Source organism: Bacillus sp. Xin1, from assembly GCF_013314535.1.
Classification (GTDB): domain Bacteria; phylum Bacillota; class Bacilli; order Bacillales; family Bacillaceae_G; genus Bacillus_A.
The window spans coordinates 1-16,219 of sequence record NZ_JABUAE010000064.1; the positions used below are offsets into that span (position 1 = coordinate 1).

The 16,219-nt window shown below is 31.8% G+C and carries 12 protein-coding genes and 5 pseudogenes; 10 read left to right on the forward strand and 7 right to left on the reverse strand.

What is annotated here, in order from left to right:
• From HRG09_RS25990 to HRG09_RS26000, 3 genes and pseudogenes are all read right to left on the reverse strand, one after another.
• A partial coding sequence (locus HRG09_RS25990; RefSeq protein WP_174103719.1) for a helix-turn-helix domain-containing protein occupies positions 1-319 on the reverse strand: 319 nt, incomplete at its 3' end.
• 10 nt (positions 320-329) lie between these two features.
• Complete coding sequence (tnpA, locus tag HRG09_RS25995) at positions 330-728, reverse strand: IS200/IS605 family transposase (RefSeq protein WP_174103722.1); 399 nt, start codon at positions 726-728, stop codon at positions 330-332.
• Positions 729-894: 166 nt separating this feature from the next.
• A pseudogene (locus tag HRG09_RS26000) lies at positions 895-993 on the reverse strand (helix-turn-helix domain-containing protein); the annotation flags it as partial.
• Between the two features lie 2,712 nt (positions 994-3,705).
• Here HRG09_RS26000 and HRG09_RS26005 point away from each other — a divergent pair.
• On the forward strand, positions 3,706-4,425 hold the full coding sequence (locus tag HRG09_RS26005) for a MerR family transcriptional regulator (RefSeq protein ID WP_174103723.1): 720 nt from the start codon (positions 3,706-3,708) through the stop codon (positions 4,423-4,425).
• Between the two features lie 32 nt (positions 4,426-4,457).
• Here the strand turns inward: HRG09_RS26005 and HRG09_RS26010 are convergent, their stop codons facing one another.
• Entirely contained in the window at positions 4,458-5,912 is a 1,455-nt protein-coding gene (locus HRG09_RS26010) for an FtsZ/tubulin family protein (protein ID WP_174103725.1), read from the reverse strand.
• An 18-nt stretch (positions 5,913-5,930) separates the two neighbouring features.
• Positions 5,931-6,347 (reverse strand): hypothetical protein, encoded by a 417-nt coding sequence (locus HRG09_RS26015; protein ID WP_174103727.1) that lies wholly within the window; start codon positions 6,345-6,347, stop codon positions 5,931-5,933.
• Between the two features lie 640 nt (positions 6,348-6,987).
• Here HRG09_RS26015 and HRG09_RS26020 point away from each other — a divergent pair.
• A complete protein-coding gene (locus HRG09_RS26020) occupies positions 6,988-7,140 on the forward strand; it encodes a hypothetical protein (RefSeq protein WP_174103729.1) in 153 nt (50 codons plus the stop codon).
• 342 nt (positions 7,141-7,482) lie between these two features.
• Complete coding sequence (locus tag HRG09_RS26025) at positions 7,483-8,457, forward strand: alpha/beta hydrolase family protein (protein WP_174103731.1); 975 nt, start codon at positions 7,483-7,485, stop codon at positions 8,455-8,457.
• Between the two features lie 79 nt (positions 8,458-8,536).
• Here the strand turns inward: HRG09_RS26025 and HRG09_RS26030 are convergent.
• Positions 8,537-9,224 (reverse strand): annotated as a pseudogene (locus tag HRG09_RS26030) (IS6 family transposase).
• Positions 9,225-9,706: 482 nt separating this feature from the next.
• Here HRG09_RS26030 and HRG09_RS26035 point away from each other — a divergent pair.
• From HRG09_RS26035 to HRG09_RS26055, 6 genes and pseudogenes are all read left to right on the forward strand, one after another.
• Positions 9,707-9,901 carry a hypothetical protein gene (locus HRG09_RS26035; protein ID WP_174103733.1) on the forward strand — a complete coding sequence of 65 codons (195 nt, stop codon included), beginning with the start codon at positions 9,707-9,709 and terminating at the stop codon, positions 9,899-9,901.
• A 536-nt stretch (positions 9,902-10,437) separates the two neighbouring features.
• Positions 10,438-12,441 carry a serine hydrolase domain-containing protein gene (locus HRG09_RS26040; RefSeq protein WP_217448174.1) on the forward strand — a complete coding sequence of 668 codons (2,004 nt, stop codon included), beginning with the start codon at positions 10,438-10,440 and terminating at the stop codon, positions 12,439-12,441.
• Between the two features lie 239 nt (positions 12,442-12,680).
• Positions 12,681-12,836 (forward strand): annotated as a pseudogene (locus HRG09_RS29855) (Y-family DNA polymerase); the annotation flags it as partial.
• Positions 12,818-13,222: pseudogene (locus HRG09_RS26045) on the forward strand (IS200/IS605 family element RNA-guided endonuclease TnpB); the annotation flags it as partial. The pseudogenes HRG09_RS29855 and HRG09_RS26045, both read left to right, overlap by 19 nt.
• Positions 13,223-13,588: 366 nt before the next feature.
• Entirely contained in the window at positions 13,589-14,026 is a 438-nt protein-coding gene (gene fabZ / locus HRG09_RS26050) for a 3-hydroxyacyl-ACP dehydratase FabZ (protein ID WP_174103735.1), read from the forward strand.
• Positions 14,027-14,186: 160 nt separating this feature from the next.
• A pseudogene (locus HRG09_RS26055) lies at positions 14,187-14,700 on the forward strand (RNA-guided endonuclease TnpB family protein); the annotation flags it as partial.
• Between the two features lie 332 nt (positions 14,701-15,032).
• Here the strand turns inward: HRG09_RS26055 and HRG09_RS26060 are convergent.
• Positions 15,033-15,479: a GNAT family N-acetyltransferase gene (locus tag HRG09_RS26060; protein ID WP_174103737.1), complete on the reverse strand. Its 447-nt coding sequence runs from the start codon at positions 15,477-15,479 to the stop codon at positions 15,033-15,035.
• 485 nt (positions 15,480-15,964) lie between these two features.
• Here HRG09_RS26060 and HRG09_RS26065 point away from each other — a divergent pair, with 485 nt between their 5' ends.
• Entirely contained in the window at positions 15,965-16,192 is a 228-nt protein-coding gene (locus tag HRG09_RS26065; RefSeq protein ID WP_174103738.1) for a hypothetical protein, read from the forward strand.
• Positions 16,193-16,219: the final 27 nt, after the last annotated feature.

The window sequence follows — 16,219 nt, forward strand, 5'->3', positions numbered from 1 at the left end:
GGTTATCTTTCTTACTTTTGAATTTTGGAAATCCAACGGATTTATCACGAAAAAAGTTAGCATATGCTTTGTTCAAATTCATTTGGGCATTCGCTAACGCAAGGCTATCAACTTCTTTTAGAAACGGAAATGCAGCCTTATACTGTGCAGGAGTAGGATATTTGATAGATTTATCAAGTTTATCTTGTAATTCTTGATAAGATTCGATTCTATCAGCAAGCATCTTGTTGTAAACAAACCGAACACATCCGAAAGTTTTTGCAAAAAACATCCGTTGTTCTTTATTTGGATAGATACGATATTTGTATGCTTTCAACATTTTCTACACCTCACTTTTCGCCTTGCTTTTCAATATATTTCTTAACTACGTCTAGTGGTGATCCACCTGTAGTAATCAAACAAAAACTTCTTGACCAAAACATCTCTTTCCAAAGCTTCTTTTTCACTTGAGGAAAGTCTCTCTTTATTAATCGAGAGGTTGCACTCTTATATGCATTGATGAATTTTGTCATTTCTGTATTAGGATGTGCCTTGAACAAGATATGTACATGGTCAACATCATGATTCCATTCTACCAATGTTATATTGTACTTCTCAGATAACCGTACAAACATGTCTTTTGCATAGTCTGACATATCATCATCAAATACATTTCTTCTGTATTTCACGACTAATACAAGGTGATAATACAATAGGAACACTGAATGATTATTACTATCTAATTTCACTGTTATACCAACCTTTATAATTTATAATACTGATTATATCAGAACAAAAAAATAAAAAGCAAAGTTAAGTGCTTTTTAGCTACGCCAAACCGAAATTCATCTCCCCCCTATCGTTGGGCTATCGCCCTGCACACGCTTAAGGAAGGAGAATTCTTTCGGATAATTCGTTAAATATAAAGCGACTGCAACCGATAGTTTTAGCAATTAATATTTCTTGTACCTTATTTGGATAGATACGAAATTTATATGCCTTATTTACTAACATGGGCTGCACCTCACTTTTTTCGTAGGATACCTACAGTATACTAAAAAAAAGTAGGCTTACGCCTACCGACATTCATCTCCCACCTAAAATTGTTTTTTTCACACCTTCACATTTTTGAGGAAGGAGTCTTCTGTCGGAAAACGATAAATTTCTCTCTGTGAATAAATTTCAATATTCCGTCAATACTGTAGATAGGCTGTATGCCAAAACCCATTTAAATTTCTTTCTCCGTCCCCCTTTTGGAGATGCCTTGGAGTTGAGCAGTTAGCTTTTGCTAGCTGCTCTTTTTAATTTCGGATTTCTCCTTGCACTTCTCGCAATACAACATATCTCCAATATCAATTGTATCTTCTTTGTATTGTGGGATTCCACATCTGTATTCCCATCACCATTCGTTATCTAAGTATGCTTGTTTCGGGATTAAGTGTTCACTTTTGTATTGATCCGCCCATTTAGTTCTTCTCACTTCTACAAAGTACGCTGTTTCTACTGGCACTATAAAGTCTTGCGCGATACATCCATCTTAAGTATTTAAATTATAAGTTTAATGAAAATAAACCATAATTATTATTATGTAAACAAGTTGCATTTTTCTTTCAATCTCTAATACACAAAATTCTTCAACTAATCAATTATATTTACACATACGATTGGAGAAAATAAATATTAATAGCTTACAAATATCTGTTTCCCAAAAAATCTTCACTTCAAAAAAATACAAAGGTGTTAAGTGAGAAATAATTCATTAAATATCAATGTCTTGTAAACAAATTTACTAATTACAGCATAATAATTAGCATTAACATATCAACAGACATTAACATGTTAACGAAAACAAAGAAAAAATGTTAATTTCATATCAACAGTAACTTAATTATTAAACTATTATTGATTTAAAGTTAATGAATATATTTATAGAAGGATATCTTTCTCAACTCGTAATAAATCATAGGCCATTAGCACTGGTCGAAAAAACTATAAAACGAATAGCCCCTTGTAAAGTATGTATAGTTGTAAAAAAGTAAACACCTTCACAGATACTCTATAAATAGTTCACTAAATAAAAAAGTGTTAACCATTCTCTACAAATAACCTCTGGTAGATTACTGCTATTCGTTTAAATTTTAATGAAAACTCAAGAATCAACTATATATAATTTCCACAGAACGAAAAACATCGATGTTTATACATTTAGCATTGATATAATATTAACAACTAAAGAGGCTTTCATTACTATAGTTAATATCTTGTTAATATCAACTCTATTACATATCAATTTCACATTTCATGTTAATGTCGTTTCCTCTAATGAACCTAAATTATATATACAAAAGTAAAATTCAATCCACCGGCTGAATGATATTTAGTACTCAATTGCGTAAAAATGCTTACCCTACACGAATATACTATTTATGAAATTTTACATCTAACTTATCAATGAAAGATTCCAGAAGCACTAGATCGATTCTTTTTACTGTGATAAGACATACTTAAAGATTAATATCACCAAGGAAGAAGACTATACTAGCCGCGTAGCGATTCGTATCCAGCTTAATGTTATTACAATGTTTTAATAAAATCATATTTTATGTATAGATCTCTATTTTTATTTGTTACAAATACTGTACAGATCGTTTTGTTAATCTCGTAGTAACTTTAAGTCGTTTTAGTAATACATAATTAGCTCACTATCATCAATGTTATATCGATGTGCGTGCAGTTTTAGTTGATATAACATTAACATTGATAATATGTTTTGGCTTTATAGCGATGTCTTGTCGACACACTCTTTATTTCATGTCAATTTCATATTTCATGTTAATGTCTGTTTTTAAGGGTATTTGAGATGCTAAAGGGCCAAGGTGTCTAACATATCAATTTCAATCCCTTTAATTTGTTTAAATCATGCTACAAATCAAAGTTAAGTTCCCGCTATAAGCTAAACACTATTATACTTAGTTACATATAAGCACTTATCTGTACATGAGCATAATATTTGTGCGCTTTATATAAGCTTATTCGTGATAAATTAGATTCATTAAATCAAATAAATTTTATATTATGACAACATACTCTTACAGGTTTATATAAAATAAACAATGAAATCAATACTAAAAATAACTGGGAACATACCAGTAATACAAAGATTCATATCACTTCTATAAGAATAACAGGGCTAGATAAACATTAACTCTGTTTATTAAAGGATCAGTAACTTACTAGTATTATTAAGCTACTAGCATCATCACATTAGTAGTGTTGCCTTTTTGTATCTTTTTATACATTGAAATTGGAATTTAATAATCTACTTTTCTCATTTTCTACAGAAGACAGTCATTATATCCTTATAATTTGTTTACAAAACACTTATATTTCCTTATCATTAATAATAAGCAATATAATATGTTAATCTCATGGCAACTATAAGGCATATTTCTAGCACAAAATACACTTATTATCATTAATATAACATTAATATTTATATGTTTTTAGTTAACAAAACATATACACGCTAACCAAATTGTGGATTTATAGTTAATGTTTTGTTAATACACTCTTGGTTATATGTTAATCTCACATTTCATGTAAATACCTAAGTTAGTAGGTATTTACATTGATATCATCGAAATAACTATTAACATGTCAATTTCAGTTCCCATGTTAATTTCAATTCAAGTGTGTATTTGACGATTTTTTCAAGGAGGTAGGACAATGATTGATCAAAAAAACGATGATGATATATTAAACGATAATGTTTTTGAAAAGGCTTGGAGGATAACAGAATTCTCTAAATTAGTTGGACGTCACCATAACACAGTGTATAATTGGTTCAATATTTTAGAAGAAAAAGGGCTACATGAAACTCTAAGAACCCATAACACAAACGAAAAGCTCTATAATACTTTAGATCTTGAAATCGCTCTTTTTATAAAGCAAAAAAGGGATGAGAAGTGGTCTTTAGATGCTATTATTGAACTTTTACCACATCAATTTGATTTAAGACCAGTACCACTAGAGAATCAAGCAAATGAAGTATCTACCCAATTAAACCTTCAAGCAACTGCAGAAATCATTGAAAAGATGGTGAATAAGCAGATAGAAGAAAAATTAAAAAATATTGAATCTCAGTATGAGGAGAAGATAGGGAATATATTAAAACAGCTTCCACAACCTGAAGATGCAGAAACTTTAAAAATACGTCAACGTCAAGAAAGACTAGATAATTTCATTATTGAACATAGAGCACGCCAGGAATTAAGAAAACAAGCAGAAGGCATATGGAATAGTAAACCTGATGAGGAACGTATTAAAAAGGTAGGATGGTTTAAAAAAGAAGAAGATTTAGCTAAAAAGCAACTCTTCACTGAGCAGTACATACATGATAATATCATTGATTATATAAAATCTCTTATGAATACAACGGTGGAATAACAAAAAGTCTGGAGAGAGCTCCAGACTTTTTGTTATTTTGTAGTACCAAACATCTTATCTGGATCTAAAAAGTCCGCTAATTCAGCATCCTCATTGGCTCCAGCTTCTGTATTTTCTTCGTCACTACCCATATCGATAAAATCACCAAAGGCAAAACCCAAGTCCTCATCCTCATCTATACTTTCTATCGTACTAATTTGAGACTTTTTGTACTGAATTTGACTTTGCTTCTCTTTAAATTCATTAAACTCTTCAACTAATCCCTTAGATAATCTTGATGGTAATGCATCAGTTTTATAAAACGTATATACGCTTCCTAAGAAATCATTCTTACTTACTAAATATCCATTAAAAACAGTACCGTTTATAGGTAAATTATTTGAAACTTCCACTTTAGCATCATCCATGAAGGAATCATCAATGTTTTTTTGTTCATCTAGGATAGCAAGCATACCAAAATGATGCACTTTTGATGCTTCAACAGAACCATCGTTATGCTTTTTCATCAAATCAATTGGATGATGGAAAGAGCTTCCTCTTAATGATTCTTTAAACATCTCTACAATTGCATGGCTATTTTCAATCTGATTCATATTACGTGAAACCTTATTAATTACTAAACAACCTGTTTTCTCAAGTAAAATACGTTTAAAGTCTTGAGAATCAAGTATTACAGATGTTCCAGAACCATTTGCAGCTGTATTTAATTCATGAATAATTTCACTAATGCGTTGATTTGCATAATCACGTGCATTGGCAATACCTTTTTTCTCATTTTCGTTTAGTTCTTTAAATTCATCATAAAAGTGCTGATTATCAGCAAATACTACAAATGCTACACCTTTTGATTTATCATTAGCTAATTTCCAAATCTCCTGAGAAAACTTATTAACTTGTCTTAGTACATCCGGTCCATCTGCTCTTACTGGAAGTGTTACAACAATCCCCATTTTAATAAAATCTTTACGCTCAATAGCATTTTCAAAAGCAATTTTCGCAAATTTTGCTTGATTTGCTTTTATTTCTGCCATAGGGTATTGTTGCGCAACTTTTTGTAATTCTTGTCTAATGACAGGTTTATTATGAAAAGCAGAAAACTCTTCAATTGCCTTAATGATTGTAGAAGTTCCTGTTCCTCCACCTAGGCCTGCAAAGAATAACACAAGTTCATCAGATGGTCTTACACGTTCCGTGATAAATTCTTTTAATTTCTCTTTTGCCTCATCATTTGAATCAAGTACCTTTACTGCACGCTCAGGATTTTTACCTAAACCACCTAATTTAAGTGATACTTGGTTGCTTTTTGGTACATTTTTTAGTTCTGCTAGATCCCCATCATTACTGTTTAATGCTAAGCAGTTATATACTGATGTTCCATCTGTATGTTTATATTCAGCAAATTTATCTACCATTCTAGTACCAGCTTGACCAAAACCAACCATCGTCATCTTAACTGCCACTTCATTCTTCAAGAAATTTTTCGCCATTATTTTATCTCTCCTTATTTACTTATTTACTTTTTTTCTCTTCCCTAACTCAATAAGTACTTGTTGTCCTCTATAAGTTGAGATTAAAAATTTATACGGGTGCATAACCTTTTCATAGATTAAAGACATTGATGATAGTGTACTAACACTTATTTCAGCTGAACGTCTTGATATATTTGTGCGTTCAACTTCTAATGAATAAGATTTTCCTTTTGTTTTCTTTACTCTCCTATCAATGACTACATTTTCTACTATTTCATTAATGGATATGCCCCTCATGTATTTGGTTTCTTGAAATTGTTTATTTACGATGTTCCCTATGTATAGAAATACACTATATAGTATCTCGTCTTGTTCAAGAATATCTGCGAACATATTCACTACTTCATCTGTAAATTTTATTGTTTGATACTTTTCGCTTAAAACCTCGTTCAAGTTGTCCCCCCCTTAAACCATTGGTTAATTATTCCTAGAAACATAGTACATCATTATAACGCGTATATCAAGTCATTATATATAAAACTTATATATAGAACTTATAAGTTCTATTATTAGAAAACCCTTTACTTCACAAGACCTCATTTATACAGCGTATATATACGTCGTGTATATACTATATTAATCTTATATTTCATGTGATTCACATTCTACACTCTTAACAGAATAGATTGCACTAACATTACTATATTAAGTAAACATATCTCTCAAAAAACACCATAAAACATTAAAATGAAACTCACATATTAAATAACAAATTTTATATACGCTGTATATATACATTTTATTTATACAACTTATATAAAATCCTTTCTATAAAAGGTTTTTTATCTTTCACATATCAATTTTACATCAATATCAATACGATAAGCAGTTTATATAAGACTTACATATACAACTTATATAAACTACTTATCATCCATAACAATAAATGCAATGCTGTAGTAGCATTACACTCATACTATTTATACTGTTATGTAACTTTCATGTAATGCCTGGAACAACTCAACCTGGTTATCTTTCTTAGTTAATAGTTTGGCTCTATACGTTTCATCTCTTGTTAGGGGAGAAGTTGTCAATGTCATGTTATATTGATACAGCTCTTCATTTAACAGTAGGTATTACATTCTTACTATTATCATTAACAGTATCGTTACCAACTGCATTATGGGCAGTTGCACTTGGAACAAGCATTGTACTAAATTTGACAGAAACTACAATTTTAATGTAGTTTATCAAAACAACAAAAGAGAGTATATGATTAAACTGAGTGACCTGATAATTGAGATCACTTAGTTTTTTTAATATAAAAATCAACACCATTGTTTAACATAGCCTATTTTTCAAGTAATTTAATTATTCGTGAATATATTTCTTACATCGTTTCAATGATTTTCTGTCTTTCATACCATTTTGTTAACTTTTCTTTCACGCTTTTGGATAGTCGTTTCATCTTTTGATTACAGAACCTTGTTAAAATTATACAATGTAAATATAATGCAAAATAAAGAGAAAATAGCATTGTAGATTAGGTGGATTGTCGTACTTCATTAAAAAATTGGAGGTTTACATTTTGTTTTTTTCAAAAGCAATAGACCTATGTGCTTTATATGATCTACATAGGAAGCGTAGTCAAGAATTCCAATATTCCTCTGTTTCTAATAAATATTTAGAAATAGAAAATATCCAAGATTTTTATAAAAGTAGTTCGGTTGCTATTCAATTTAATATGGGCGAATGTGATAATCAAAATTATAAAGTCGGTAAATTTGAATATGAAAGTTCAATCAAATCTGGAATTTCGTGTAATGATATAGTAACAGGTGAAGCTTTTATAAATAAGAATGAAGATTCACCTAATGTAATACTTGTACATGGTTGGCGAATGGATTCTATAGATAAGGTTAAAAACATATTTCAGAAGATGATGATGGATTTAGGATGGAATATGTATTATTTTACAATGCCTTATCACTTTAACAGAGAACCAGAGAGTTCCTTGTATAGTGGTGAATACATGATAAGTGCTGATGTTGAACGAACAGTGGAAGCTTCTCAACAAGCAGTAGCTGACTTGCGTGGATTAATACATTGGCTTAAAGAAAATAAAAAAGGGCAAGTTATATTGATTGGTATTAGTTTAGGTGGCTTCATTACAAATTTAACCGCTTTAGTTGAACCTCAAATAAATGTGTTAGCTTCTATTTTCTATGCTAACCGTCTTTCTTATTCAATATGGAAAACCAATCCTGGGAAGTATATAAAAAAGGATTTACAGGAACATGGCGTTACATATGAAGATTTAATAAATCATTGGAAAATTACTGAACCAAGCCAATCTGCTCCAGTAATAAATAAGGATAACATCCTATTAATCTCCGCAAAAAATGACCAGTATGTTCATATTCAAGATACAGATTACTTATGGGAATCTTGGGGGAAACCGACAAGATATGTATACAATGGTGGACATGCAGGAATTGTCCTAAATCGTAATAAAATTGCTACTGATACTATCCAATTTATCCGAAAACGGATAGAAGGGTAATTTTACCATGATTGTCGATTCTGGTGCAAAGATAAAATAAAAGAGAATAAAGCGCAGATGCTCCTAGCGAAATCATATCTTATGCTGCAAGTCTAAACAATTGATGGATAAATTCTTTCTGATTTTGGACAGACTGTTCCCGTAAATCAATCTGTTCTTTTTTGATCATATGCATGGCTTCTACTCCCGAAAGAATGGATGTAGCTGTGTCAAAAGGCTTGAACCCTAACCTAGGAAGGACTCGCTTCTTAATGAACCGATGATCCTGTTCCACAATGTTGTTAAGATATTTCACTTGCTTTATTTGGATGCCTTCTGGCATCTTTTTTTCTTCTTTTAACTCCTCAACTGCTACTGGATAAGCTGGATTCTTATCTACAGTAATGACACGAGGATTGGATATATGCGAAAAAGCGCTTGGCTGATTTGGTATTTCTATTTTTACTTAAGTAAAAATCAATGGTATTCCCTTTTGAATCGACTGCACGATATAAATACATCCATTTCCCTTTTACTTTTATGTATGTTTCATCTACTCTCCACGAATCATTGCTCTGCTTGAGATGACGCCGGATTCTCTTATCTAACTCAGGACTATATTGATGGACCCAACGCATAATTGTTGTGTGAGCTATCGATAGGCCTCGTTCTTCCATTATTTCCACCAAATCACGAAAACTTAAGTTGTACCGTAGGTACCATCTCACTATAAGAAGGATGATCTCAGGCTGATAATGTTTCCATTTGAACAAATTTTGGTTTCTCATACTGATTATGCCCCTTTTTTAGAGTAGTAGTATCAGTATGTCCAAGTTTAAGAGATTACTTGCAAGAGCTTTAGAATTCTTGCACCAGAACCGTATATAGCCTACATTTCATTTTTATCGTTTTCCGACATTCATCTCCCACCTAAAATAGGTGTTTTACACCTTCCTATTTTTGAGGAAGGGGCCTTCTGCCAGAAAATGATAAAAGCCCTCAAGAAACTTTTTTCAAATAAAGCTTCTTTGGGGCTTTTGTATTGTATGTGTAATTTATATTCATTGACACGTAACATTCATAGTTACAACAAAAAATATCAATTATATTTTTGATGCATCTTTGCATATCTTAAAATTTCTAAATCAAAATAAGTTATTATTAAGCTGGTTTTACTCTAGAAACATCGATAAGATTTCGAGAAAAAAGGGAAATAAAAATATAGAGGTTATTTCTTTAGTATTTAATCTCCTCTAAGGAGAATCAATCAATGCATAATGAGAAGGAATTGTTAAAACAATGGAAAGTGGATTTACAAGCTATCAAAGAGGAAAAAAGGAGAAAGAAAAGGGATAAGAAAAAAAGCAAGAAATATAATATCCCTGGTAATGCAGCTCATTTTATGAGTGGCCATCATATTTACGATAAAAAAAATGGTGTATGGAAACAAAGAAATAAATTTTGAGTAAATTAATAATTGTAAATCTAGTCGCTGCCGTGATCGGTTTAGCGTCTTATTTGCTGTTAAGGAAATATAAACTTTAAAAAAGAGAGTCGAAGCCCTCTTTCAAATGAAAACCAATATCTTACGAATACATGCACATAGAATGTACAAAATACCACCGATGAATCCTAATACAAATTCAGTTGTTCGTTTCATTTCAAAAAATCTCCTTATTGTAATGTGAATTCAAATTTCACAGATTTGTTGCCTAATGAAAAAACAGAAGATAATATTAACTCTCTTGTATCTCTAAACTCCTTGCTATTGATAATTAAGACATTATAGTAATCTTATTCTTCAATCAGGTGCCATTGTTTAGAATCAAAGATAGAAGATGATCAAACTGTTTATAAAGTCAGAGGGGGATGAAATTACAGAATATAAATAAAATTAGGTAAACAGAGCTAGAGATGGTAGAATATGGTTGTGTTATCCAAATCAATGTTTAGCACACTGAGAAAATAATCAACAACTCTGGCTTTAAAGGGGGAATTAATTTGGAAAGAAGAAGTCATAGAATTATTCATCATTTTCGAAGTTTATTAGTTATAGGCCTATGTTTTTTTCTAGCATTTTTGGGTGGTAATAATGCGAAGGCTGAAACAATCTCTTCTATAGCGCTAAATGCTAAAGATGTAGAAGCTTTCACAAATAAGGTAATTCCAGAGAAAATGAAAGCAGAAAATGCACCTGGTGTAGCTATTGTCGTTGTCAAAGATGATCAGGTTCTATTTCAAAAAGGATACGGTTTTTCCAACAAAGAGCTGAATACTCCCATCGACCCTAAAAAAACAGTTTTTCGATTAGCGTCAGTATCAAAGGTTTTTACTGCTAGTGCTGTATTGCAGTTAGTTGAACAAGGAAAAATTGATTTAAATAAAGATATAGTAAATTATATGGGGGGATTAAAGTACCAAAATAATATGGGTGAACCAGTTACAATGAAACATTTACTCTCCCATACAACAGGTTTTGATGACGTGGACCCTAGACTGGGGGATATTCATTATCAAATGAATGACTATACAAAACTTAAAGATTATGTAGAAGAAAATATGCCCACAGTAGTAAGAAAACCAGGGGATACGTATACATATGATAATTTTGCTTCTATGCTTCAAGGATATATTGTTCAAAATTTGACAGACACACCTTTTTATAAATATATGGCAAAAAATATTTTTTACCCTTTAGAGATGCAAAATAGTAGTTTTATTATGACTAGTTTTATTAAAGATAAGCTTGCAACAGGATACGATAAAAAAGGCGATGTCATCCCATTTTATCAAACAAGACCGACGGACATGCCACAAGGGAGTATGTTTTCTACAGGAAGTGACGTAGCCAATTTTATGATTGCTCAATTGAATGGTGGTAAATTCAAAAATAAACAAATACTAAAAACAGAAACTGTACAAGATATGCAAAAAACAAAATTTGCGTTGCATCCAAAATATCCAAATATGACATATGGATTTGAATTTTTTTCACCGCAAAGCCATAATGGTCAATATGTTTTTGGGAAAGGTGGAAATATACCAGGGTTCTCTTCTTTAATGTGGTTAATTCCTGAACATAAAACAGGTGTTTTTGTTGTCACGAATAAAGATAGTTCATCACTTCCTTATGAATTATTTGATGAATTTATGAATCACTATTTTCCAGATAAAACGAAGCCAGAGTATTTAAAACCTAGCGAGGAAGAGTTAAAAAAATTTGAAGGTGTGTACCGTGATTTGCGGGTGAAAAATCTTATTACACATGTAAAAATAAGTGAAGGAAAGTTATTTGTAGGTGATAAAAGATATGGTAAACAGGAATTAAAACAAATAGATCCTTTACTATTCGAAGATGAAATGGGTAATTACATGGCGTTTAAACTTCATGAAGATGGTACTGTAAAAGAAATGATACATTGGAACTCTGGTAGTTCAGCGGTGAAATTAAGTGAACCTAAGAGATTTCAAGATGTAGAGGTAAATCATCCATATGCTAAATTTATAGATCCTTTACATCAATATGATATATTAAAAGCAAATAAGGAGGGGAATTTTGTTCCTGAAGCCCCTCTTACACGTGGAGAGTTTTCATATTGGTTATCTCAAATTGCATACTTTGCACCACCTTCAAAAAAAGACCCTGTATTTTCTGATGTAAAGGATCATCAGTATGCATCTCATATTCAAAAGTTATATGAACTGGGTATTTTATACGAAAAAGAGGGAGAACCGTTTTATCCAGATCGTGCTATTACTAGACAAGAAGTAGCATGGATTGCTTGGCATTATTTAGAAATGCTAGAGGCTCCACCTGCAGAAGCTACTTTAAAAGGAGAAACTGATGATTGGGCGATAGAGTCTGTGAAAAACATTGTAGGTCATCACTTAGTCGGACCAGAGGTTATATATAATGAAGACGGATCAGCAGATTATTTATCAAAACAAATAATGAAACGGCAAGAGGCAGCGGCTTTGTTATTTTATGTTATGTTAGGCAGTTAATTTTCCACAAGAATGGAATAAATATCTGAACAGAAAAAGAAGGATAGCATAAAGATGCTATCCTTCTTTTTTGAAATATATTTTTTACTTCTTGGCACAGATGCTCCTTAAATGCCTTAATGAGTATTATTATGCATAGTCAAATTGGGATTAAATATTCAAAACAAATAATCATACTTTATAAAGTATTAGTTCGTATGTAATAAAAACAAACGTTCCTATATTTAAGGGTGATTATTTTGTACAATTATTCTCTTTTGCCTAATAAGATTATATTATGTGTTGACTTACGTAGCTTTTACGCATCAGTCAGTTGTATCAAAAGAGGATTAGACCCACGATATACAAAACTTGCCATAGTGGACAATGTAAATCGAAGTGGGTCTATAGTATTGCCCTTCAATTCACATTGAAAAACCTCGCAGATGCTTTTTCATGTTTTTTCAAGAAACAGAATGATATCCCACGATTCAAGTCTAAAAATAATAAAGTTCAGTCATACACAATCAAGCAAACGGAAATATTGCAATTGTAGGCAACAAAATGAAATTACCGAAACTTGGCCTTGTTCGCTTTGCCAAAAGTCGTGAAGTAGAAGGTCGTATTTTAAATGCAACGATTCGACGCAACCCGAGCGGTAGATACTTTATATCTGTCCTTATCGAAACAAAAGTACAAGAAATACTTAAAACGGAATCCACATGTGGAATTGATGTTGGATTAAAAGGTTTTGCCATGCTTTCTGATGATAAAACATACAAGAATCCTAAATTCTTCTGTAGCTTTGGAATAAAGTTTGATCAAAAACCTCTTACAAATACACATTCTGTGTTACACAAAAAGACTCCATTTTGAAAAAAGATTGATCAAAATAGAGTCTTTCTTTGTGACTGGATGTTCAATTTTTATAAAAAAGTTTGATCATTTTCTACCTGTGCTACTATACAATCGCGCCCGTTTGTGGAATATGAGTTTTCACCAATGGCTGTAATTCTTACTTTTTACAGAATTTGTTTGTCCCCTTTACTATTTTAACACTTAGTTCTATAATTTAATATCAGGACCAAGTACTAAAAAATGCAAATAATTTGAAACGAAAATAATGGTAATCAAATGCCAGATGTGAAAGTATAAAGGAGAGGAATTTATGTTCAATACTCAACAAATTAAAGAAATTATTCCACATCGTTACCCGTTTTTATTAGTTGATCGTATTCTTGAAGTAGAGGAAGGAAAACGCGCAGTCGGAATTAAAAATGTTACCGCTAATGAAGAGTTCTTTAATGGTCACTTTCCAGATTATCCAGTAATGCCAGGCGTTCTAATTGTAGAAGCGTTGGCACAAGTAAGTGCAGTTATTATGTTAATGAAAGATGAAAATCGAGGAAAGATTGGGTTGTTTGCTGGTATTGACCGTTGTCGGTTTAAGAAACAAGTCCATCCTGGCGATCAATTACGTTTAGAAGTAGAAATAACCAGAGTTCGTGGTTTAATTGCAAAAGCAAATGCTGTTGCTACAATAGATGGAGAAGTCGCCTGTGAAGCAGAAGTTACATTCGCTCTTTACAACGATAAAAAAGCCTAAAGATTTATTATCATCTTCACCCTCTTTTCTATAGAATTTACTCTTAGACAAAAAATCACCTCTTAGGAGAACGATATCTCACAAGGTGATTTTTATTAAACTTTTTTCTAAGTTATCGAACTTTATTACAAATAATCAATCTTTATTATAAAGCTACATCTTCCGTATATTAGAAGAAAAGTTAGCAAAAGCACAGCGTATTCTTTCCAGAAGAACGAAAGGTTCTTCGAACTGGAATAAACAACGTGTGAAAGTTGCAAGAATTCATGAATATATTGCAAATGCAAGAGCTGATTACTTACATAAACTCGCTACTGAGATCATCAAAAACCACGAGGTCATCGGTATGGAAGACTTACAAGTCAGTAACATGCTTAAAAATAGAAAACTTGCAAAAGCGATTGGTGAAGTATCTTGGTCACAATTTCGAACGATGCTAGAAGGAATATAAAGCAAAATGATATGGCAAGCAAGTTGTTGTGTTATCTAAAACATTTGCTTCTAGTCAGTTATGTTCCAATTGTGGATACAAAAACAAAGATGTTAAAAATCTAACAATTCGTAAGTGGGAGTTCCCTTTTTGTAGTACACATCATGATAGAAATCAGAATGCAGCGCTCAATCTAAGAAACGAAGCAATTCGTTTCTTAACCGTAGGAACTACGGGGATAGCGCCTAATCCATTAGAGTTCGATAGAACTCTGTACTTAGGAATCTCCCACTTCAAACAGTCCGCAAGCACTGGCATGGTATAACGTTGAAGTGAAACGAGGGAAGAATATCTTCGTGTTGGTTTGGAATAAAGTTTAATCAAATTGATACCAATAACCTTGATAAACGATCATAGAAAAGAGCGTGTTTTGAAAAAAAGATTGATCAAAACACGCTCTTAATATTTTCAGTTGGTTCATTCTTTTATAAAAAAGTTTGATCATTTCCTATCTATGTTGCTCCACAATCGAGCCACTTTAATAAGCCTAAAAGTCATTGTGGTAAATTCAAGTGCTTACAAGGAATACTTAGCTAATTGTTCACCCCAAGATGATAATTCAGTCTCAATAAATCCTGCCTTTTTATATACAAATTTTGCTGTAAGATTTACAGGATCATATCCAATCATTATTAAAGAAATGTTTGCATTATTATTTCGTCTTATCTCTTCAATAACCAGATATATAGCTTGTTTACCTATACCTTTTCCTTGAAATTTTTCATCAATCATAAGTCTATAAATCCAATAATTATTATCATCAGGGTCTATCCCAAACATAGTAAATCCTATCATTTCATTATCAAGATAAACACCTTTTGCATAGAAATTATCTAGAAATTGAACTTCTGCGATAGAATAAAGGTTGGATGCAATAAATGTTTGTTGTTCTTCTTTAACAGATAATCTAATTGCTTCTTCCCAATTATTTTTGTCAATAGGCTTTAAATAAATTTTCTTCAATCTGATACTCTCCCTTTAATATTGAAGGGGAACCACGTAGTTTATGGGCTATTGAAACGTTATCCCCTTGTTTTTTCGCCCAATCAAGTATAAATAATTTCTCATCGACAACGCCTCCTTAAAAGCACAATTAAAAACAAATTATTATATTCAATATCATTACAATATTTCCTCTATATTTTATTGAACACTAAATTATTCTTACCAAACCTCACTATTAACTTAATAAGTGTTATTCAATTAATTGGCCCTTTAACGGAACAGCTTATTGCTACTCAACATTTCCTTAATCCGCCTTTCAGTTCAGATCCTCTTTTCACTTTTCACTATAAAAACACCTCTTTAGATAAACAGATCCAAAGGGGGAAAACATCGCAACTTTTTTATGAACGTCGCGACTTTATTCAAAACACCGTGACTTTATTTAAAAGCAACACTTCGAATTTGACATCTACCGAGCAAGCAATACTATTTCGGTGTTTTATGTGGAACAATCCGGTAGACAACAGATGGTAGCAAGTACTGAAGAGATGTTAGAGATGTTAGTTTACGAAGAGGATAAGAAACGTTATAGAAATATTGTAGGGGATGTGGAGTGGGTATTGTTAGACGATATACATAATCATCGAGGAATGAAGAGGGAAGAGGAGTTAGCATTTTTGTACTTGAAGAAGAACGTTTTAGACGAGATGGTAGCGGAATTGGAAGCGTAAAAGAAAAACGCCTATATAGGCGTTTTT

Excerpts from the sequence above, each read along its gene's own strand:
- HRG09_RS26005 (WP_174103723.1), top strand. The coding sequence starts at position 3,706 with ATGATTGATCAAAAAAACGATGATGATATATTAAACGATAATGTTTTT.
- HRG09_RS26010 (WP_174103725.1), bottom strand. The coding sequence starts at position 5,912 with ATGGCGAAAAATTTCTTGAAGAATGAAGTGGCAGTTAAGATGACGATG.
- HRG09_RS26020 (WP_174103729.1), top strand. The coding sequence starts at position 6,988 with ATGTCATGTTATATTGATACAGCTCTTCATTTAACAGTAGGTATTACA.
- HRG09_RS26035 (WP_174103733.1), top strand. The coding sequence starts at position 9,707 with ATGCATAATGAGAAGGAATTGTTAAAACAATGGAAAGTGGATTTACAA.
- fabZ (WP_174103735.1), top strand. The coding sequence starts at position 13,589 with ATGTTCAATACTCAACAAATTAAAGAAATTATTCCACATCGTTACCCG.